Source organism: Vibrio sp. 10N.222.54.A3, from assembly GCF_041474095.1.
GTDB lineage: Bacteria > Pseudomonadota > Gammaproteobacteria > Enterobacterales > Vibrionaceae > Vibrio > Vibrio crassostreae_C.
This window is the reverse complement of the sequence record NZ_JBFRTN010000006.1, coordinates 21276-43140: the sequence shown is the minus strand read 5'-3', so window position 1 is coordinate 43140 and position 21865 is coordinate 21276. Positions and strand designations below refer to the sequence as shown.

The window sequence follows — 21865 nt, the reverse complement described above, 5'->3', positions numbered from 1 at the left end:
TTGTTTTGTGATAGAAACTATCACACAAATTAAAATATTATGTGTGTTTTGTCACTGAAAATAATCGGCTGGATTTCTAATATAGCTCCATCAACAGAGTGGATTGAGAGAGTGAGAAATGTTGTTCGATACGATAATCAAAAATGTAGAGGTGTTCGATGGCACCGGCGAACAATCGTTTTGTGCCGATGTAGCAATCCGAGATGGAAAAATCGCCGAAATTGGCAAAATCGATCATGAAGATTGCAGCCAGTTGGTTGAGGGAGCAGGCTTAGCATTGGCTCCTGGATTCATCGATGTACACACACACGACGATACCAATGTTATTCGTTACCCAGACTGCCTACCAAAGATCAGCCAAGGTGTGACAACCGTGATTGTTGGTAACTGCGGTATCAGTGCATCACCTACAGTTTTGGCCGGCGACCCACCAGACCCAATGAACCTTTTAGGCGCGCAGGTTGATTTCAAATACCCAACCTTTGCCGCGTATGCACAAGCAGTGGAGCAGGCGCAACCAGCGGTGAACGTAGCAGCGTTAGTTGGCCACACCACACTGCGTAACCAAGTGATGGACGACCTACAACGCACCGCAAGCGAAGAAGAAATTGCAGCAATGCAAAGCAACCTTGATTTAGCAATGGAGCAGGGCGCATTAGGCTTGAGTTCAGGTTTGGCTTACGCAAGCGCGAAACAAGCCAACGCTAATGAAGTGATGCAGTTAGCGAAAGTGCTGTCTAGTCATGGCGGTATCTATACCACGCATATGCGTACTGAATTCGAAGAGATCTTAAGCGCGATGGAAGAAGCGTTTGAGACCGGGCAATACGCGAAAGTACCCGTTGTTATCTCTCACCTTAAATGTGCAGGTGCAGGCAACTGGGGCAGAACTGTTGAAGTGCTTGATTTGATGGACAAGGTTTCAGAGCACCAAGATGTGTCTTGCGACTGCTACCCATACTCAGCCAGCTCTTCGACATTAGATCTGAAACAGGTTACAGACGATTTCGACATCTTCATCACTTGGTCTAAAGCAAAGCCTGAACATGCAGGCAAAACGCTTAAGCAGATTGCTGATGAGATGAACCTACCACTGATGGACGCAGCAAAAGCGCTTCAACCAGCCGGTGCGGTTTACCACTGCATGGATGAGAACGACGTAAAGCGCGTATTGAAATACAAGCTGACCATGGTTGGTTCTGATGGTTTACCAAATGACCCGCATCCACACCCAAGGTTGTGGGGCACCTTCCCGAAAGTGTTGGGTCACTACTGCCGAGATGAAAAACTGTTCGCGCTGCCAGAAGCGATTCACAAAATGACCGGAATGTCTGCGAAGCGCTACAACCTCGCGGGAAGAGGTGAGATTCGCCAAGACGCATTTGCTGATTTAGTTTTATTTGATCCAAAGAGTATTAAAGACACAGCAACATTTGAAAATCCTATTTCAGTTGCTGAGGGAATAGAAAGTGTATTTGTAAATGGTGAGTTAACTTACCAAAAAGGAAAAGTAAAAAATAATCGTTCAGGCGTTTTTATTTACCGTAATTAGAATTTAATTATTTCATTAAATATACAGTAGTAATAAAACGACGAATTAATTTAAATATATTGGAAAAGAACCAATATTATCTATAAAGAAGTGGAGTTAAAAAATGACTATTAAACGTTACGGTGTTGAAGGCGGTACAGGTACAGGCGGACAACATTTACCATTTGCACGCGCAACTGAAGCGGGTGGTTTCCTATACGTTTCTGGCCAGACACCGATGACAGATGGTGAAGTGGTAGAGGGTGGCATTGTAGACCAGTCTCGCCTAGCGATCCAAAACTGTGTCGATATCATGACTGAAGCGGGCTACGCCCTAGAAGACGTAATGCACGTAAAGGTTGTGCTAACGGATTCTCGTTACTTCCAATCTTTTAATAAGGTATTCAAAGAGTTCTTTGGTGCTAACCCACCGGCTCGTATCTGCATGGTTTGCGACCTAGTTGTAGACGTGAAGGTTGAAGTAGATGTGACTTGCTACCGCGCTGATCGCGTTTAGTAATAACCTAATCACAATTACCTACTTAGAGAGTATTAGGGGTTAGTCTTCCCTGTTATTATCCTTTAATACTCTCACCCTACATTTATAAAAATTACTTTAATTAAAATAGATAGAATCAATAAAGTAATTATATGAAATATAAAAATGAATGAATCATAAATAAAGTTCAAGAATGAACTCAATATTTCACTGAGAGGTGTCAAATGAACAGCACACTTTTTCTTACAGGCTTCGGCGTGTACGTATGTTTTTTAATTTGGTTAGGCTGGTTTGTCTCGCGTAATCAAAAATCTGGCGAAGATTTCTTATTAGGCGGCCGTGGCCTGCCACTGTTTTTAGTACTTGGTACAACTGTTGCGACTATGGTCGGCACGGGTTCAAGTATGGGCGCGGTTGGCTTCGGCTACGCAAATGGTTGGGCGGGTGCTCTGTACGGAATAGGCGGTGCTGTAGGCATCCTATTGCTTGCACTTTGGTTTGCTCCGGTTCGTAAACTGAACTTCATGACCATGAGTGAAGAGCTGGCTTATTACGTTGGCGCTAACCGAATCGTAAAAAACGTGGTTGGCCTACTTATCTTTATCGCGTCAATCGGTTGGTTAGGTGCGCACATTCTAGGTGGCGGCATGTACCTAGCGTGGATTGCAGACATCGACCTTAACCTTGCGAAAATTATTATTGCTGCAGCTTTCACTATCTACGTTGTTATCGGTGGTTAAACAGCAGTTGTATGGACCGATACGATTCAAGCAATCATCCTTTTTGCTGGCTTCATCCTAATGGCGGTAATGTCTGTTGATCACATTGGTGGCATGGATAACCTTTACGCTGCGATGGACCCTGCTGCTACAAGCTTTTTAGCAATCGATAAACTGGGCATTCTGCCTGCTGTTTCTCTGGCTGTGGTTATCGGTGTGGGCGTACTTGCAACACCTTCATTCCGTCAGCGTATCTACTCTGGTAAAGATGTTTCAACTATCCGTCGCTCATTTGTCGCTTCTGGTGTGTTGTACCTTTTCTTCTCTATTATTCCAGCAATCATTGGTATGGCTGCGCACGCAATCGACCCATCATTGGATAACCCGAACTACTCGTTCCCATACGTAGCTGCAACGGTTCTTCCAGTTGGCGTAGGCATGATTGTTCTTATCGCAGGTCTATCAGCAACCATGTCGAGTGCAAGCTCAGATGCGATTGCCGGTGTATCTATCCTACTGCGTGACGTGTACGTGATGTTCACAGGCCGCGTACCAAACAAAGAATCAATGTTGAACTACTCTCGTCTAGCTTTGGTTGTGGTGATTGGCTTCGCACTACTGTTCGCACTGACGTCAAACGACATCATTGGCTACATCACTAAGATGATTTCAACGGTTATGTCGGGCATGTTTGTGTGCGGTATGTTGGGTAAATTCTGGAAACGCTACAACTGGCAAGGTGCGCTTGCAACACTAGCGGGTGCTTCTGTAGCTTCATTCGTAGTAATGTTAAACGCTGACTACACAGCCTTCTGGGGCAACCCAGTTATCCCGTCATGTCTGTTTGCTCTAACGGCAGGTGTGGTTGTGAGCCTAGTGACTCCGGCTAACCAAGTAACACCTGAAATGGCAAAAGCGATTCTTGATGACGAGCGTGCTCTGATGGAGATGGAAATGTCTGAGACTGGCGTACTTGAAGAAGAAGCGGCACCTCAACGTCCTGCAAATCAAACAAGCTAAACCTAGTCTCCACAACTGGTTTGCTTAATTCAGGTCCTGCTTAGTGGCAGGGCCTTCTCCCACATATATCTCTCTATTTTAGGATCGGCTATGCCTGCATCTTCTCATTTCAATATTGCTTTCTTCGGCGAATGTATGGTCGAAATAAGCGGCTCTCCATTAACCAAAAAATTTGGCGGTGACACGCTCAATACCGCGCTTTACCTTTCTCGCTTAACCCAACATCAAAACCTGTCTGTTCATTACGCGACTGGTTTGGGTAGCGATGAACTGTCTCAAAACATGATTGATAGTTGGCAGCTAGAAGGCATTCAAACCAATTTCGTTGAACGTATTCCAAACAAGTTGCCCGGTTTGTACATGGTAGAAACGGACGAGCGACATTTCCACTATTGGCGCAATGACGCGGCAGTAAAATCTTACTTTCAAACTGACGACCTGAATAAGCTTTAAATCGCGCTGACAGAGAAACAAGTCGACGCGGTTTACATCAGCGGTATCAGTATCGCGATTTTAGATGACACCTCACGTGAACGTCTGTTGAAAGCCATTGGTGTGTTCTCAAATCAAGGCGGAAAGCTGATTTTTGATAACAACTATCGCCCGCAACTTTGGACGACTGAACAAGCTCAGCATTGGTACGCCAAGTTACTACCATTGGTCGACATTGCACTGATTACCGAAGACGACGACCTGCTGGTTTGGGGCAATGGCGAGAGCGTCCAACAACGCTGCCTTCGCTTAGGCTGCCAAGAGATCGTCATCAAACGTGGCTGTGAGCCATGCAAGATTGTTCAAGTTGAACAAGGCGATGTTGTTGAGAGTTATGTATCCGCGACTCGTGTTTCTAACGTGGTCGACACCTGCGCAGCAGGTGACTCCTTCGCTGCGGGTTATCTGGCGGCGCGTCTTACTGGCGAGAGCGCCACCGACGCAGCCGAATTTGGCCACCAACTGGCTTCCATCGTTATTCAATACTCTGGCGCAATAATCCCTATGAGCGCTATGAGCCAACTGATTAAAAAATAAAAAGCGGAACTATTATGTCTCAAGAAATGATCAACACACTTAAGCAGTTCAAAGTTATCCCTGTTATCCAAATCAACAAGGTGGAACATGCGATTCCACTAGCAAAAGTGTTGGTAGAAAACGGCCTGCCAGTAGCAGAAGTGACGTTCCGTACCGAAGCGGCAGCGGATTCGATTCGTGCGATGCGTGATGCCTACCCAGAGATGTGTATCGGTGCTGGTACAGTATTAACGCCAGCGCAGATCGACCTTGCGAAAGAGGCGGGCAGCGAATTCATCGTAGCACCGGGCCTGAATCCAAACACCGTAAAACGCTGCCAAGAGATCGGCATGCCAATCGTTCCGGGCGTAAACAACCCAAGCCAAGTAGAGCAAGCGCTAGAGCTTGGTCTTAACTTCTTGAAGTTCTTCCCTGCAGAAGCGTCTGGCGGCATCAACATGGTGAAATCTTTACTCGCACCTTACGTTGATGTGTCGCTAATGCCTACTGGTGGTATCGGCAAACACAACGTTAATGACTATCTAGCTGTGGATCGCGTGGTGTGCTGTGGCGGTACTTGGATGGTATCTCCGAAGATGATCGAGAACGAACAGTGGGACGAGATCGCGGAGTTAGTCCGAGAAGCGGTCGCTCTTGTGAACTAACGAGAAGCGTTTGGAATAAAGATAAGTGTTTTAAATAAAGATAAACAACAGCAGTGGTTGATGGTTCTGTTTTGTGAATTGCCTCCGATAAACAAAACAGAACGCCCGTTATATAGGAAAACTAATAATGAAAAAAACTATATTGTCTCTATTGATTTCAAGTTCAGTAGTGTCCCCAATGGCGTTAGCAATGGCTCCGAATACCGATCTAAATTTAATGCCGTATCCACAAACAGTCGAGCTGCAAGCTGGGCAAGTTAAGGTCGACGGTAACTTCAAGGTTTACATCAAAGGCTTTAACTCTGATCGCGTTGAATACACCGCGAAACGCTTTATCGATCGCCTAGAGCGCCAAACTGGCGTGCCGATTCTAAACTGGCAGGTTGATAGCGCAGACGAAGCGAACCTGATCATTGATATCGACGCGGCGCCAAAGTCTGAAGTACAGAACATCGACTCTGTAGAGTCTTACAAAATTACGACTCAGGGTGAGCAAATCACGCTGAGCGCACCAAGCCCATATGGCGCTATTCACGGCATCGAAACCCTTTTACAGCTCGTTGAAACCACAGCAACTGGCTACCATATTCCTGCCGTAACCATTGTTGATGAGCCCCGCTTTCGTTGGCGTGGAGTCTCTTACGATACCTCGCGTCACTTCATTGAATTTGATGTGTTGATTCGTCAGCTAGATGCGATGGCTTCTGCGAAAATGAACGTGTTCCATTGGCACTTCTGGGACGATCAAGGTATCCGCATTCAAACGGAATCTTGGCCGCGTCTATGGTCAGAAACCACTGATGGTGATTACTACACCAAAGACCAAGTTCGTTACTTAGTTGAGTACGCTCGTAATCTTGGTATTCGTGTTATTCCAGAAGTTTCACTGCCGGGACACTCTTCTGCTGTGGCGCACGCTTACCCACGCTTGATGTCGGGTGGTGAAGGTCAAAGCTACGAACAAGAACGTGGCTGGGGTGTATTTGAGCCATTGATGGACCCACTTAACCCAGAGCTCTATGAAATGCTGGGCGACGTGTTTGATGAAGTGACAGAACTGTTCCCAGACGAGTACTTCCACATTGGTGGCGATGAGCCGAACTATGCGCAATGGAAAAACAGCGAAAAGCACCAACAGTTCATTGAAGAGAACAATATCGATGGCGAGCGTGGTCTGCAGTCTTACCTCAATGTAAAAGTTGAGAAGATGCTGGAAGAGCGTGGTAAGAAGATGACTGGTTGGGATGAGATTTGGCATAAAGATCTGCCGACTTCGATCGTGATTCAAAGCTGGCAAGGGCACGACAGTATTGGTCGTGCGGCGAAAGAGGGCTACCCAGGTATTCTTTCTACGGGTTATTACCTAGACCAGCCTCAGCCGACTAGCTACCACTATCGCAATGACCCAATGCCAAGTGGCATCACGGTTGACGATAAGCTGCACAGTGGCGAAAAGTTCGTGACGTATCAATGGCAGAAGCCACGTTCAAAAGGCGGCCCACGTAAGGGAACACTGACCATCATTGAAGCGAAAGACGGCACTTTCCGCGCATTCAGTGATTACAACGGCAAGTCTCGTGAAGAGATTTACATCCTTGATTATGTCCCAGGTAAAACCTTTGTTGGTCACTTCGATAACTTCATGTCGTACACCGAGTTCAACCTAAACTTGAATCAAAAGGGTTTTGCCGAAGGCAGTTACCAATTGGTCGGTAATGTGCGTTGGCCAACCACAGGTGAAGTGATTGCGAGCAGTGATGTTGAAGGCAGCGTGATTCCTGAACCAAATGGTGGTTACCCAGCGGAATTAACGGATAAAGAAAAAGAGCTTATCTTGGGCGGTGAGATCACCATGTGGCTAGAGAACAAAGACAGCCTCACGGTAGAAAACTACCTATGGCCGCGCAGCTATGCGATTGCAGAGCGTTTCTGGTCTGATGCAGAACTGACAGATGAGCGCAGCATGTACAAGCGCATGAAGGTGATGGATACATGGTCTGAAGTATCGGTAGGCCTACGCCATCATGCGGATGCCGACATGTTGCTAAAACGCATCGCCAAAGGCCAAGATATTCACGACCTGCGCGTGCTAGCAAAATACACTGAGCCAGCACAGTACTATGCACGTAACTGGGAGAAGTGGAACTCTACGGAACCTAAGGGCACTTTATACAGCCAATACGAGCGCTTAAACCGCTTCGTTGATGCGCTGCCTGTGGAAAGCTACGCCGTGTATGAGATGCAAGACTTGGTCAATGAAGTGGCGACTGGCAATCAACAAGCGCTTGAGCAACTTGCAGGGCATTATCAGCAAGCTAAATCGGCTGCATTAGCGGCTGAGACTGTCTTTGCTGGTAACGTATCTTCGGTCGATACCGTGGTGGTTGCAGAGAAAACCGTTGAAGTCGCAGACTTGGCGTTAACCTTGATTGCTAAAGCACAAGCAGGCGAGAAAGTAAGAGCAGCAGACGTGAATGCCTATCAAGCGATACTGTCTGATTCGGCGAAAATCTACGACGAATCGATTATCGCGATTGTTCGCCCGACAGAGCTTTTGTTGAAGCAGTTGGCTGAGTAAGTCGTTAACGGATTAGTGAATAAGTCACACGCCAATAAGTGAATCAAAATCGCCCTCTGTGGGCGGTTTTTTAGTTCTAGCGCTTCAATAGAATGTGGAGTTCAAGGTCTGTGTAAGTAACTACTCACTATCGCTATTGTTTAGTGTTAACGTAAATGTCATGCCTTGGTCTGAATTGTTCTTCGCTATTAATGTGCCTTGCATATCGCGCACGTTGTTCGCTGTGATAGCCAACCCGAGCCCCAAGCCTTCGCCCATCTTTTTGTTGGTATGAAATGGTTCGAAAATGGTTTCGAGTTGATCTTCAGACACACCACAACCGTTATCTTGAACCTTGATGATCACGCGTTGTTGCTCGGTATGAGCGCTGATCACAATGGTTGCTGGTTTCTGATTCTGCGTGGCATCGACAGCGTTTCTAAGCAGGTTACCAAGCACTTGACGAAGTCGCGCCTCTTCTCCCATTACCATCGAAATATTGGAAGCGACACGCACACGAATATCGACGCTGTCTAGCTCGGTTTGATGAATACGCAGGGTTTCTTGCAGTGCGTCTGTTAGGGAAACAGGATAAGGTTTCTCAAGCCTTTGAAAGGCGAACGACTTCAGCTGGCTAGTCATGTTAGCCATTCGGTCGATTAGGCTCATCACCAGATCCATGTTCGCTTTCAGCATCTTAGTCTCGCCTCTTTCCATCAGCAACTGGTTACTCGAAAGTAGGGTTTTTAGGCCAGTAAGCGGCTGATTGAGTTCATGAGTAATCGCACTCGACATCCGCCCTAGTGCAGCCAGTTTGCTAGATTCGACAAGTTCTTGCTGCGCATCTTTTAGATCTTGAGTTCGCTCTTCGACCCGCAGTTGTAGCGTTTTATTGGCGTTTTGCACCGCAATTTCGGCTTTCTTACGTTTGCTGATATCGATTACGGTACACAGGTAGTAAGTCGTCGCATGCCAAGGAAAGGCGCTAATAGAGAATAAAACAGGGAAGTAGCTGCCATCGCTGCGTCTTGCCATGGTTTCGACGCTAGTTATCTCGGCCAGCTCTTGATGCTGCTCTAAGTTTTTGAGCAGTTGCAAGGTGGTTGAATTCGGGTTACCTGCCTCAAATAACTGCCACGCCTTGATGTTATTGATCATTGAATCAGATAGTGAAAAGTAGTTCTTCGCCATCAGGTTGATATCGTGAATGTGTCCGTGTTTATCGATCAGTATTAACCCAACATGGGTTTTATTGATCATCCCAGACAGTCGTTTCTCAGACTCTTCGATAAGCTTTTGGATTCTCAGATTGCTGAGCTTTTTCTGGCGTCTTTGGTAAAGAATAACCAACAGTAACAGAATGAAAAGACAGCCAACCGCCACACTCCAGCTGATCCAGTTCGTGGTCTGGTTGAGGCTGGTTAATGGCGTTAGGTAGGTTAAACGCCAATTCAGATCGTCTAACTTGATGGACTGAATTAGGTAATCTTTATCTTGCAATCGCCACACGCGAATATGGGTTTGGTCATACAGCTCACGTTTTGTCGCTGTGGGCTGAGAATTGAAGGTGTCATTGAACCAATCGGCACTCAACCTGTTGTCACTGGAGAGAAAGAACTGATCGCGAGGGTTCTGAAACAGTATCGCCTCACCATCGGCAAACCATTGATCGGTTAACAATGACAAATCGATTTGCACCGCGACAATGCCAACCACATCAGAGGCTCGATATACGGGTGCCGCTATGAAGTAATCGGGTGTCACGCCTTTGTTTTTTGTCACCACTGAAATCGCACCACCTTGTTGGTGGATCTTCGAAACAATTGTACTGGCGTTCTTATTGCTCAGTTTGCTTCTTTCAACACTCGATACCAACAAGTCCCCTTCGCCAGAAAGCAGATACCAGCCCTTGGTGTTGGCGGCTTTATCCAATTGAATCAGCTGCTTCTTAATGCGTTTTTCTAGGCGGGCTTCACCATCAATGAAGCGCACACTGGTTTCATCATTGGTTACTAGGTAGGGCAGATAATAGAAACGCTTAAGGGTTCGCCTTGCTTCGGCAATGTAGCCAAGGAAGCGCTGTTCGGCATAGCGTTGGGCTTGTTCAAGCTTCCACTGGCTGATGCCATTCTTGGTGGTGACCTGCACCAAACCAATCAATAAACAGGTACACAGGAATAACCAATATCGATTGTTATTCATCATTTCTGATCAAATCCCTTTAAAATTAGTGGCTTGCCTCTTTGAGCTAGTGGTTTGACAAGGTTTTATGTTTGCTTTTTAAGCGAATGGAGAGTGAGACAAATCGAAGCTAACAAACATTATTAAACTGTTAAAGGAGTGTTATTCAAAGTGGGAGCTAGCTCCTTTTCGTCTGAGGTTTTTTTACATACCGTGGACGATATTAATCAGATGTAGAGTGGCGGAACCAAACTATGCAGCGTATTGCTTTAATTGAAGATGACGCGATTGTGCGTCAAGCAACCAGCCAATGGTTGCAGCTGGCGGGCTTCGATGTCACCGCATTTGAAGTAGGACAAGATGCGTTAAACGCCGTAGAGCAGGGTGATTTTCAAACCATTATCACCGATGTTCGTTTACCTGATATTGATGGTGTTGATCTGCTAGGGCGTTTCAAAGGTCTTGTGCCAGATGTGCCTGTTATTTTGATTACTGGGCATGGTGATGTCGATATGGCGGTGAAAGCCTTACAGCAAGGTGCCTATGACTTCATTGAGAAGCCATTCGACCCAGAGCGTCTGTCTCAAACGGTATCGGAAGCGGTAGATAAACATCAAAGTGGCCAAGACAGAAACAGTCGTCAGAACTATCTGGATAACCTTAAGGGCATTGAACAGGTGCTGATCGGTCGCAGTAAAGTGATGTGTGAACTGCGCGAGCAAATCCAGAAAGTCGCTTCCATAGACACCAACGTGATCATCTATGGTGAAACGGGTTGTGGTAAAGAGCTGGTCGCCTCTTGCTTACATGAATTCAGCCAACGTAAAACCCATCCGTTTGTTCCGCTCAACTGTGGCGCAATCCCAGAAAATCTCTTTGAAAGCGAGCTGTTTGGACACGAAGCCGGAGCGTTTACTGGTGCGGCCAAACGACGCATTGGTAAGCTGGAATTTGCCGACAAAGGCACAGTGTTCCTTGATGAAATAGAGAGTATGCCGCTGTCGATGCAGGTAAAAGTGCTGCGCACCTTGCAAGATAATGTCGTCGAACGCGTGGGGGGGAATCAGCAACAACATGTTGATCTACGAGTGGTCTCTGCCTCGAAAAGCGATCTACTGAATCACCCCGACTTTCGCCAAGATCTATTCTATCGTTTGAATGTTGCCCAGCTGCATTTGCCTCCACTCAGTGAGCGTGAAGAAGATGCCTTACTTTTGTTTGAACACTTCACCCAAGAAGCCAATTCCGAAACACGTATAGCCAGTGAGGCTGATCGCTATGCACTGCTCTCGTATGCGTGGCCGGGCAATGTGCGTGAACTGCGTAATGTTGCGATTCGTTTTGCATTGGATGAAAGCTTGACCGTTGGGGATATTTTGGCGTGTCGTCCCAATTCTGTCACAGAGTCCACAACGGCGGGCATCCCTTTGGCGGTTCAAGTACAGAGCTTTGAAAGGAAAGTGATTCATGATGCCTTAGTTCGTTATAAAGGGCGTATCAATGACGTGATGCAAGATTTGGATTTACCTCGTCGAACATTGAACCAAAAGATGGTGCGTTATGGGTTAAATCGAAGTGACTATGTTGACCCTTAGAGAGCGGCTTCATCGCAGTGCTTGTTGATTTTTAATGAGCAATAAATGGCTCATTGCATATTTATCAATTTACATACATTGATCACACAACTGCAACATGGTGTGACTTGCTTCCCGATCTACAGGTGTTAATTCCGGTAGCCGATAAGCCAAAAATGGCTTACTTAATAACAGGGGAATAAGCAAAAAACGGCTTATTTTGAATAGGTTTTAAAATAAAAGTAAATTAAAACAAATAGTTAAAAACTGGCATTACGCTTGCTATCTATTGTTGTTAACAAAAATATAACGTGAATAACCCTACATGGAGAGTAACAATGAAATACAACAAGCTGGTTAAAACTTTAGCGCTAGCAATGGCTTCTCTTGGCCTTATCAGTAATGCGTCAGCTGAAGAAGATCGCAGCTATATTTTAGCGACGGCTTCAACGGGTGGTACCTATTATCCAGTGGGTGTGGCCTTAGCGACATTGAGTAAAGTTAAGCTTGCGCCTAAGCAGCATTTTTCTTTAGCGGCTATCAGCTCTGCGGGCTCGGGTGAGAACGTAAAGTTGTTGAACGAGAACGAAGCTCAGTTCGCAATTCTACAAGGTTTGTATGGTGCTTGGGCTTGGCAGGGTTTGGGGCCATATGAGAAATCTGGCAGACAAACTCAACTGCGTTCAGTTTCCATGTTATGGCAAAATGTAGAACACTTTATTGTGCGTTCAGATCTAGCAAAAACAGGTACGGTAAGCGATCTAGAGAACCTAAACGGTAAGAAATTCTCTATCGGTAAGAAGAACTCAGGCACTGAGAATTCAGGACGCCAGATCATGCAGGGCCTATCGGTTAACCCAGAACAATTTAAACTCGCCTTTATGGGTTACGGTGGCAGTGCTAGTGCACTACAAAACGGCACGATTGATGGCATGAATACGCCTGCTGGTGTGCCTGTTGGTGCGGTAACACAAGCCTTTGCTGCCTTGGGTGAAGATATTCAAATCCTGTCGTTTACCGATGCGCAGATCAAACAAGCGAATGGCGATTACAATATCTGGACCAAGTACGAGATCCCAGCAAACACTTATCCAGGTGTCGACAAACCAATTACTACGATTGCCCAACCTAACTTCCTAGCAGTTCGCGAAGACATTTCTGAAGACGATGTGTATCAACTGACCAAAGCTATCTATGAAAACCTACCTTTCCTACAAGGTATCCATAAAGCAACCAAAGCAATGGCACTTGAGAAAGGGATCGCAGGTCTGCCTGTTCCTCTTCACCCAGGCGCTGCACGTTATTATCGAGAGATGGGCATCGAGATCCCTTCTGAGTTGATCGTTAACTAGCTTATCTTTTGTCAGGTAACTATTGGTTCGTGAGCTAATGATTTGTCGCGAACTAGCTGTTTGTCATCAACTAACCCCTTCGTGACTTAATTGCTTGGTGCACGTTCGCTCAAGAATGTGTTCGTGCACCTCCTCACTTTATGGATTTTCTCTTCGTGTTTGCTGCGGAGAGCAGGAGTTTTCTATGAGCGATTCGCTGCAGCAGGAACTGAAAAAATTTGAACTGCCGACCCGAACGGATTTTCCGTGGGTGGGCAAAGCAATAACGACAATGGGAGTGCTCCTCTCGTTGTTACACATTTGGTTTAACACCTTATCTACCTTGCCTGAGCTTTGGATCTCGGCGACCCACTTCGCTGGCTTTGCGGTCATTTGTGCACTCTGGTATCCCGCTCATATCTCGCTGAAAAATAGCAAGATAGCGCTGGCTGTCGACATCGGAATTGCCTTGGCGGCTCTGGCTTGTCTTATCTATATCCCCTTCGCAGAAGACGCCCTTTATGACCGAGGCGTAAAATTTATCGCCAGTGATTGGTTTTTCTCTATCTTGGCGATTGCCATCGTCATCGAGCTGATTAGACGCACTATGGGCTGGTTCATTCCAGTGCTTATCTTAGTGTGTTTAAGCTATGTAGTGCTTTGGGGACAATGGACCAGCGGTATTTTTCATTTTCCGGGTTTAAGCCTTGAGACGTTACTTTATCGAAGCTTTTATTCATCAGAAGGGATGTTTGGTTCGATCTCAAGAATCAGTTGGACCTTCGTGTTCATGTTCATCCTGTTTGGCGCATTTTTAGTTCGATCTGGTGTCGGCGACTACATTATTGATGTATCCCGTGCCGCGGCGGGCAAAGTGATTGGTGGCCCTGGTTTCATTGCCGTTATTGGCTCCGGCTTGATGGGCTCAGTCTCCGGGTCGAGCGTAGCAAACACAGTATCGACGGGCGTGATCAGTATTCCCTTGATGCAAAAGGCAGGTTTCCCTTCGCGCTTCGCGGCAGGTGTTGAAGCGGCTGCATCTACTGGCGGGCAGCTGATGCCACCTGTGATGGGTGCGGGCGCGTTCATCATGGCCTCTTACACGCAAATTCCTTATGTCGATATTATTGCGGTTTCCTTCGTTCCTGCGCTTATCTACTTTTTGTCTGTGGCATTCTTCGTGCGCATCGAAGCAAAACGCAGTGGTGTGCAAAAGGTGACTTCTGGCTGTGAACCTCTATTGAAAGTATTGCTGTCGGGTTGGCACAACCTGATCCCATTAGCGGTGTTAGTGACTCTGTTGGTGAAGGGCTTTACGCCGACTTACGCTGCGGGCATCTCGATTCTGTCTGTCGTGGTGGCTTCATGGTTCTCTAAAAATCACAAAATGGGTCCAAAGGCGATCATCGAAGCGCTTTCTCAAGGCGCAAAAAACATGGCGACCACGGCTGTGTTGCTAGTGGGCATTGGTCTGGTGATCAACGTGATCAGCACGACTGGTATTGGTAACACCTTCTCGTTGATGATCAACAGCTGGGCGAACGGCGATTTGTTGGTGATGATCGCCTTAATTGCACTGGCGTCTTTGATTCTGGGCATGGGGTTACCAGTAACCGCGGCTTATATCGTGTTGGGTACTCTGTCTGCACCAGCTTTGTATAAACTGATTGCTGAAAGTCAGTTGCTCGACCTGTTGGTTTCGGGACAGTTACCGGAACAGGCGAAAGCTATCTTCATGTTGGCTGCGCCAGATAAGCTTGATTTGCTGAACGCGCCAATGGCACTTGAAACAGCCAAAGAGATGATTGCGTTAGTCCCTGCTGATTTTGTGGAAACTCTGCTTGAACAGAGCCTTGGCTTAGAAGCGATCAGCCTTGCACTGCTTTCTGCCCACTTGATCATTTTCTGGCTATCGCAAGACAGCAACGTGACTCCGCCTGTTTGTTTAACTGCATTTGCGGCTGCAACCATTGCTAAAACACCCCCGATGAGAACGGGATTAATGGCATGGAAGATAGCCAAAGGCTTGTATTTAGTACCATTGTTGATTGCCTACACTAACTTGGTAAGTTGGGATGTGATCTCCGTGTTAGTCACGGGTGGCTTTGCTGTTATTGGTACTTACGCGTTTATCGCGGCGATTGAAGGTTATCTAGAGAGCGAAGTTAATATTATTACTAGAGTAGTGTTGGTTGCGGTAGGTATAGCTCTAGTATGGCCTGATGTTTCAGTCGTGATCCGTTTGGTATGTGTTGCCATTTTTGTTGGCATCTTTATCTACAGCGGTCGTAAATACGATGCTAATCAAGTGAAAATGGAATCAGAAAGTGAGGAAAAAAAGTTACCTCAAACCGGGTCTAACACTGTCGCGTCTTCCCTATAATTAAAAGGATTGAATGTAGGAATATTATGAACTCAATATACGACTATATTATCGTTGGTGGCGGCATTGTTGGCGTGTCTACGGCTTGGCAATTACAGCAAGCTCACCCTGATAAAAGTATCCTTTTAGTCGAGAAGGAACGTGGTTTCGCGCAGCACCAAACTGGCCATAATAGCGGGGTGATTCATGCTGGTGTTTACTACGCTCCGGGCAGTTTAAAGGCGGATTTTTGTAAACGCGGCGTAGAGCGCACCATCGCCTTTTGTAGCCAACACGATATCCCCGTCGAAAACTGCGGTAAGTTGTTGGTCGCGACCAATGAGCAAGAAGTGGAGCGAATGAATGCGCTCTATCAGCGTTGCCACGATAACGATATTGATGTTGATTTGTTGGATCAAGCTCAGCTCAAACTTGCCGAGCCAAATATCACGGGTTTGGGTGCGATTTATGTCAAAACCACCAGTATCGTCGACTACAAAAAAGTCACCGAAGTGATGGCTCAAGAGTTTGTTGAGGCGGGTGGTAAGCTTAGCCTTGGTACGGAAGTGATCATGGCCGATGAGCAAGAAGATGAAGTGCAGTTAACGTGCAAAGTAGATGGTCAGACTCTTCAACTGAACAGTCGATTCTTGATCACGTGTTCTGGCTTGATGGCCGATAGAATGACCAAGATGTTAGACATCGAAACCGACTTCCAAATCGTGCCTTATCGCGGTGAGTATTATCAGTTAGACGCTAAGCACAACCAAGTGGTGAATCATCTTATCTATCCGATCCCTGACCCAGAACTGCCTTTCTTGGGCGTGCATTTAACACGCATGATTGATGGCTCCGTAACAGTAGGGCCAAATGCAGTTCAAGGCTGGAAGCGAGAAGGTTATGGCAAGCTTAACTTTAGCTTCAAGGACACTTGGCAGATGCTGAGCTTTGTGGGTTTTTGGAAAGTGACTGCGAATCACTTGAAAACGGGTTTGGTCGAGTTTAAGAACTCGTGGTGGAAACCGGGATATCTAAAGCTAGTGAACAAATACTGCCCGAGTATTACGGTTGATGATTTTAAGCCTTATCCTGCTGGGATTCGTGCTCAAGCGGTACTGAAGGATGGCACCTTGGTCCATGATTTCCTGTTTGCCGAAAGCCCAAGAAGCTTACATGTATGTAACGCGCCATCACCGGCTGCGACCTCTGCAATGCCGATTGGTGAGTACATCTGTGGCAAGGTAATGAAAAAGACGGCTTGATGATAACTAAAGGTTATTAAGTTGAGATGCTCTCCGAAGACAATAAAAAATCCGCAAGCTCCAATCTATTTATGATCGTGGGCTTGCGGATTTTTAGTTTTAGCCGTGTTTGCTAGGTTTAATTGTTAGTCAATAACCAACCTTACAGCCAATCCGGCACGAAGTTAGCGACGATGGTGACATCGTTAAAGTTACGGTAACCGCGCACCATGATGCTGAATTCACCCGCTGGCTTGTTCAATACACACTGTTCGTTGCTGATGTTCTGGTATGGGCGGCAGTCGTAGTTCGCTTTCGATACGGTGCCGTTGTGTTTCACATATAAGTCGGCATCGCCACTTCGAGGGCCGGTTAATGTTACCGTTAACTGACCTGCACTTTGAGTCGTAAATGTGAAGAACTGCTCTTCACCATATCCTGCAGTAAGTCCTTTAACAGGCACGCCATTTTGCAGCTCTTTAGGGCCTGCAACGGGTGAATCAAGGCTGGTTTCGACAAGGTAAGCAATGGCTAGTTTGGCGAACTTGGTCGCGTGTGTCGCCGTAGGATCGGAGTTCTCAAGCGTGTCGTGCTCAGTGTGAATACTTGGGTTGTAATCATTGAACATGCTTTCGAATGGCATGGCGGCTGGGTAGCCAACATTGTGCCAAGAGGCGTGATCAGAACAGGCATAACCACAATCATCAAAGCCGTAACTGATGTCGCTAGCGTAAGTGTCGATCAGCTCGCTTAAGTAGGCGGTTAAGTTACTGTCGGTATAGTCTGTGATGAAGGTGATATCGTGCGCCGAACCGTTGTAGTTGGTCATGTCTAATTGCAGTACCGATACAACGTTTGCTTGCTCATCTCTTAAAGCGTTGGCGACATCTTGTGAGCCGCGTAGCCCGACTTCTTCTGCAGCATAACCATAGAACTTAATGGTCTTGTCTGGCTGAATGCCACTGGCGATCATCAGGCGAAGCGACTCAGTTACGGTCGCAATACCAGACGCATCATCATCGGCTCCGGGTGAGATGGTGCCTTCGCTTGTCCAAGATCCAACGGTCGAATCAAGGTGCCCACCAACAACGACGATCTCTTCAGGATATTTAGCGCCAAGCAGTGTCACTTCAACGGATTTTTGCGGATATTCGGCATGCGTGATCTGGCGTGCAGACGCATAAGGCACATCTTTAATTTCCGTCTCCCAACGTTCTAAAAGCCAATCTGAAGCAGCGACACCAGTAGAAGTAGTATAAAAACGGTTGGTGAAGTTGGTTAGATTTTCGATGGTCGTGACCATGTTGTTCGGCTCGACCTGAGCGAGTAGGTCGTTCACCGTATCTTGATGGCTGATAACTGGCTTTTCGAAGTTGCTCATGGTCAGTGGCATCGCTGCGGCCTTGAGTGCGCTTGCTTTGTCTTCGTGCACCATGTAGCCACCACAACGGTGGGTTTCTTCGTGCATGTGGCTAGATAGTTTCGCCAGCTCTTTCTGGTTGATTTTCGCGACGATGGAATGCTTGTTTCCTGTCACGCCTGGGTAAACCGTTGCGCCATGTTGAGTCATAATATGTTGTGCGTCCGCATCGGTGGTGATCCAAACCTCTTCGTTCGCTGGTGGTGTGATACCTAGGGATGCGTAAGCCGCAGTACTGTTGATTAGGGTTAACGATCCCCCGAGCACAGCTAAAGCTAGCATGCTTTTTTGAATAGCCATTTGTCGTCCTTTTTATCGTGAGTATTGTTATGTTGATGGGTTCGATTTTTGTGTAATGCGTAGGTTTTTCATGTAGACGTTTCATTCGCTAAATAGCTCATTGCCAAATAGCGAAAAGGGCTCCTATAAGGAGCCCTGAATCTACTTTCGATTATTGAGTTTTAATGAAACGGTAATGCTTGGTTTCTGAACAGATATCGCTTGAGGTACACACTTGGTACTCCACATCCACTGTGCCGTTGTGACGGAACTTGTCGACGTATGAGTTGAAGTCTGTAGCACCAACATTCTTGCCATTACGCTTAATAACGAAGTAGTCATTGGTGTCGTAATCCCATGCCAGCTTAACGCGAGCTTTGCCATTCGGGTTTTTGTTACCAAACTTCAGTTTTAGTGGGAAGCCTTCTGCCGAATCACCTTCAATCGTGATCGATTTGCTTGTTGATGTTGCAACACCTGCATCGTCAGTCACGGTTAGAGTCACCAAGTAGTCGCCAGCTTCAGCGTAGGTATAATGAGTCACTTCACCGGTTTGCGTGCTGCCATCGCCTAGGTTCCATTGGTAAGAGACGATCTGGCCATCGCTGTCCGAACTTGTGCTACGCAGCTCTACTTCTTTGCCTACGACCGTGTGTTCGAAAGAAGAAACTGGCGGTACGTTAGCATTGCCTGATTCGTACGATGCTTTCAGATTTGCACCTGCGTAATCTGAGTAACCCAGAATGTTCACCGTGTAGCGACCAGCTGTTGGGTTTTCAATTACACATACTTCATCGGTTACGCTTTCACTCTTACAGATATTCTCTTGAGAGCTTGGCGCATAATCTAGACCAACATACATATCCGGATCACCAGTAGACACAGCAAGATCAATCGTTAGCTTGTCTTGGCCTTCTGGTACTTCGATATCGAAGTAAGTTTTTGAGCCTGTTTCACCAGCAACTGCGGCTTCAACACCGTTTTCAAGGCGTTGATATTCCGGTTCTGGTGGAAGTGGTGGTTCGCCACACGGTGATACACCCACTAAGTTAAACGCAGAAACAACATCATCGGCACTGTAGCCAAGGTCGGTTGCTGAGTTTTTCACGCCACAGGCGCCCTGCCAAAAGTCACTGTTTTCAGACCAGTAGATCTGGTTGGCTAGCACGAACAGTTCGAACGCTTTTTTGGTGTCCCAACCTTGTGTGGTTGCAAGATGGTAGAACGCCTTGTTGAACACGCCAGAGCTGTAGTGCACGTTTAAGCCATCGTAGTACTCGGATGCGTTGTTGATTGAAGAGCCATCGCGTGATGGATCGTCCATGTAACGCAGCGCACCTTCGCCTTTAAAGATATTGCGTCCGACCATCCAGTCGTTGGTGCCTTTCATATAGTATTCTGCGGCTTCACCGGCCATGTCAGAGAAGGCTTCGTTCATACCGCCCGATTGGTTTGCGTAGATCAAACCTGAGTTTTGCTCAGTGAAACCGTGGCTCACTTCATGGGCTGATACATCTAGGCTAACAAGCGGGTAAAAGAAGCTCTCCCCATCACCAAAGGTCATGGCTCTGCCGTCCCAAAATGCATTCTCGTAGTTTTCACCGTAGTGAACACGCATCATGAGCTTGAAGGAGAGTGGCGCTGTGTCGAACCAGTTTTTATACATATCGAACACGATGTTGCCAAAGTAATGGGCATCGTTGAGTGGTGAGAATGCGCCGTTCACGGCTTTATATTCGTTACGAGGACATTCATAGCTGTAAGTGGTGTCGCCGTCGGTCGCGCCATTAAGGTCAACGGTAACGACATTTTCAGACTCCATTACACACTCTGTGCCCACTTCTTGAACATCAAGGTAGTGGTAGTCGGTGCCGTATTCGTACATGCCGGTTTTTTCGTTGCCGCCAGGGCCAGTACCGATCTGAGCATGGGCAATACCTTCCCAGCGGTCGATGACTTTGCCTGTGTGCGCGTCTAGCATGGTGAACGGTCGAGTCGGCTGTTCACTGCCTTCTACTAGGTAAGAGACAACGTACACTAGTCGTGTTTTATCTACGCTTTGCTGTCCGATGCCTTGCTTCACAGAGCCTTGATAGATAAATAGCTGATGTTGAACGTTGTCTAGAGATTTGCTGGTTAAGCCTTGAGTCTTTAGATCTTTACTTGCGAGTTCAACCGCTTGAGCGCTGTTGATTGATGGCTTAACAAAAGATCGCTCTAAGGTCGTTGTTTTAAGGTAGCGACCTTGAACGGACTTAAGTGCGCCACCTTGGACACTTTGGGTGGCATTTAGGTAATGTCCCCATACCGGTGTTCCCCAGATGTTCTGCTGGATCTTAACTTTATAGATACCACGCTTTTTCAGGTTTACTTCTTTCACCATCTTGAAGCTAGAGGCGTTACTGACTCCTAACTGAGCGTTTAACCCAGAGAAGCTAGTAAAGTTGATCGGTTGATCGATTTGAAAGGATTCACTTGCATGCACTGACAAAGACATAGCACTGGCTATAGCAACGGCAACTAAACGTTTTCTTATTTTCATTGTTGTTTTCTCTTTCCATGTAAAATCCAAGAAAACGTAACAAATTAATCACAGCGAATTTACATCATTCGATCTGATTAATTAGTAGCATGGCAATGATCTCTTTTATTCATGAAACTTATATTTCTCGTATTTACAGATAGTTATCATTTCTGTTTATTTTTGAACGCACCTATATGTTTATTTATAAAATCGTGACACTTTTATTAAGTGTTTATTTCTCTTGGAAATTAAGATTTTCGAGTAAATTGATCTGTGCCTCAATTAACGGATTCTGGGTTGATAGAAGGATCAACGATTTGAAAGTGTCACTTTAAACAGAAGGCCATTTAGCGAATTTAGGGGCAATTTTGATAAGAAATCGAAGACTTTTCGGCTTATTTTTCGAATTGTTAGTTAAAAGAGGGAAGGGGAATCGGGCACTTGTTTGGCACAGAGCACAAAATCTGCTGGATGAAAAAAGCCAGCGACGGGTCACTGGCTTAGATTAACTTAGTTTGTGCAGGCTACTGAATATAGGTAGGCAACTGCGACACTTAATTATGGTACGTGGCTAACGTCACTATAGCGAATTACTGCTTTTTACCGCCAACTTGTACGTAGTCGATACCGATAATACGGTTGATGATACCCAGAACAGAGCTCGTATCAGAGTTTGTTGAGCGAATCGTATCAACCGTTGCACCTTCAGGTACTAATTCCATTGCGCGGTCTTGAGTGTTACCTGGCACTTGGAAACCGACAATGTTGAAGCTCTCTGCGTGCGCTGTGTACACTTCTTCGTTGTGGCTAATACCAGAACAACCCGCTAGAGAAACAATGCCTAAAACAACTAATAACTTTTTCATACAAACACCTTAAGAAAGATTGGAATTTAGATTCAATAAGTTCATTGGGAGACAGCATCTCCCGACCGATGTTGAACATTATTCCAGA

Annotated in this window: 12 protein-coding genes and 2 pseudogenes; 10 read left to right on the top strand and 4 right to left on the bottom strand. The window is 46.3% G+C overall.

The window, feature by feature from the left end; all coding sequences use genetic code 11:
• Window positions 1-118: 118 nt before the first annotated feature.
• From AB4507_RS01275 to AB4507_RS01250, 6 genes and pseudogenes are all read left to right on the top strand, one after another.
• Entirely contained in the window at window positions 119-1552 is a 1434-nt protein-coding gene (locus AB4507_RS01275; RefSeq protein ID WP_372182088.1) for an amidohydrolase family protein, read from the top strand.
• Window positions 1553-1655: 103 nt separating this feature from the next.
• Window positions 1656-2048, top strand: coding sequence for a RidA family protein (locus AB4507_RS01270; protein WP_102431864.1), 393 nt, complete (start codon window positions 1656-1658; stop codon window positions 2046-2048).
• A gap of 206 nt (window positions 2049-2254) precedes the next feature.
• Window positions 2255-3769, top strand: a pseudogene (locus AB4507_RS01265) (sodium:solute symporter family protein).
• Between the two features lie 90 nt (window positions 3770-3859).
• Window positions 3860-4798 (top strand): annotated as a pseudogene (locus AB4507_RS01260) (sugar kinase).
• Between the two features lie 14 nt (window positions 4799-4812).
• Window positions 4813-5442: a bifunctional 4-hydroxy-2-oxoglutarate aldolase/2-dehydro-3-deoxy-phosphogluconate aldolase gene (locus tag AB4507_RS01255; protein ID WP_017070148.1), complete on the top strand. Its 630-nt coding sequence runs from the start codon at window positions 4813-4815 to the stop codon at window positions 5440-5442.
• 127 nt (window positions 5443-5569) lie between these two features.
• The gene (locus tag AB4507_RS01250; RefSeq protein ID WP_372182087.1) at window positions 5570-8020 is read left to right on the top strand and encodes a family 20 glycosylhydrolase; all 2451 of its coding nucleotides are present in this window, start codon (window positions 5570-5572) and stop codon (window positions 8018-8020) included.
• A gap of 120 nt (window positions 8021-8140) precedes the next feature.
• Here AB4507_RS01250 and AB4507_RS01245 read toward each other — a convergent pair whose 3' ends face one another.
• Window positions 8141-10204, bottom strand: coding sequence for an ATP-binding protein (locus AB4507_RS01245; RefSeq protein WP_372182086.1), 2064 nt, complete (start codon window positions 10202-10204; stop codon window positions 8141-8143).
• A 230-nt stretch (window positions 10205-10434) separates the two neighbouring features.
• Here AB4507_RS01245 and AB4507_RS01240 point away from each other — a divergent pair, with 230 nt between their 5' ends.
• The 4 genes from AB4507_RS01240 (at window position 10435) to lhgO (ending at window position 16709) form a co-directional block, all read left to right on the top strand.
• Window positions 10435-11775, top strand: a complete 1341-nt coding sequence (locus AB4507_RS01240; RefSeq protein WP_102321268.1) for a sigma-54 dependent transcriptional regulator — start codon at window positions 10435-10437, stop codon at window positions 11773-11775.
• A gap of 317 nt (window positions 11776-12092) precedes the next feature.
• The gene (locus AB4507_RS01235) at window positions 12093-13106 is read left to right on the top strand and encodes a TAXI family TRAP transporter solute-binding subunit (RefSeq protein ID WP_017061064.1); all 1014 of its coding nucleotides are present in this window, start codon (window positions 12093-12095) and stop codon (window positions 13104-13106) included.
• A gap of 184 nt (window positions 13107-13290) precedes the next feature.
• Window positions 13291-15468 carry a TRAP transporter permease gene (locus tag AB4507_RS01230; protein ID WP_372182085.1) on the top strand — a complete coding sequence of 726 codons (2178 nt, stop codon included), beginning with the start codon at window positions 13291-13293 and terminating at the stop codon, window positions 15466-15468.
• Window positions 15469-15494: 26 nt separating this feature from the next.
• Window positions 15495-16709, top strand: a complete 1215-nt coding sequence (gene lhgO, locus AB4507_RS01225; RefSeq protein ID WP_065584461.1) for an L-2-hydroxyglutarate oxidase — start codon at window positions 15495-15497, stop codon at window positions 16707-16709.
• Window positions 16710-16851: 142 nt separating this feature from the next.
• Here lhgO and AB4507_RS01220 read toward each other — a convergent pair whose 3' ends face one another.
• The 3 genes from AB4507_RS01220 to AB4507_RS01210 form a co-directional block, all read right to left on the bottom strand.
• Entirely contained in the window at window positions 16852-18408 is a 1557-nt protein-coding gene (locus tag AB4507_RS01220) for a M28 family metallopeptidase (protein ID WP_372136775.1), read from the bottom strand.
• A 151-nt stretch (window positions 18409-18559) separates the two neighbouring features.
• Entirely contained in the window at window positions 18560-20929 is a 2370-nt protein-coding gene (locus AB4507_RS01215; protein ID WP_372136776.1) for a M4 family metallopeptidase, read from the bottom strand.
• A gap of 572 nt (window positions 20930-21501) precedes the next feature.
• The gene (locus AB4507_RS01210) at window positions 21502-21777 is read right to left on the bottom strand and encodes a hypothetical protein (RefSeq protein WP_017065177.1); all 276 of its coding nucleotides are present in this window, start codon (window positions 21775-21777) and stop codon (window positions 21502-21504) included.
• Window positions 21778-21865: the final 88 nt, after the last annotated feature.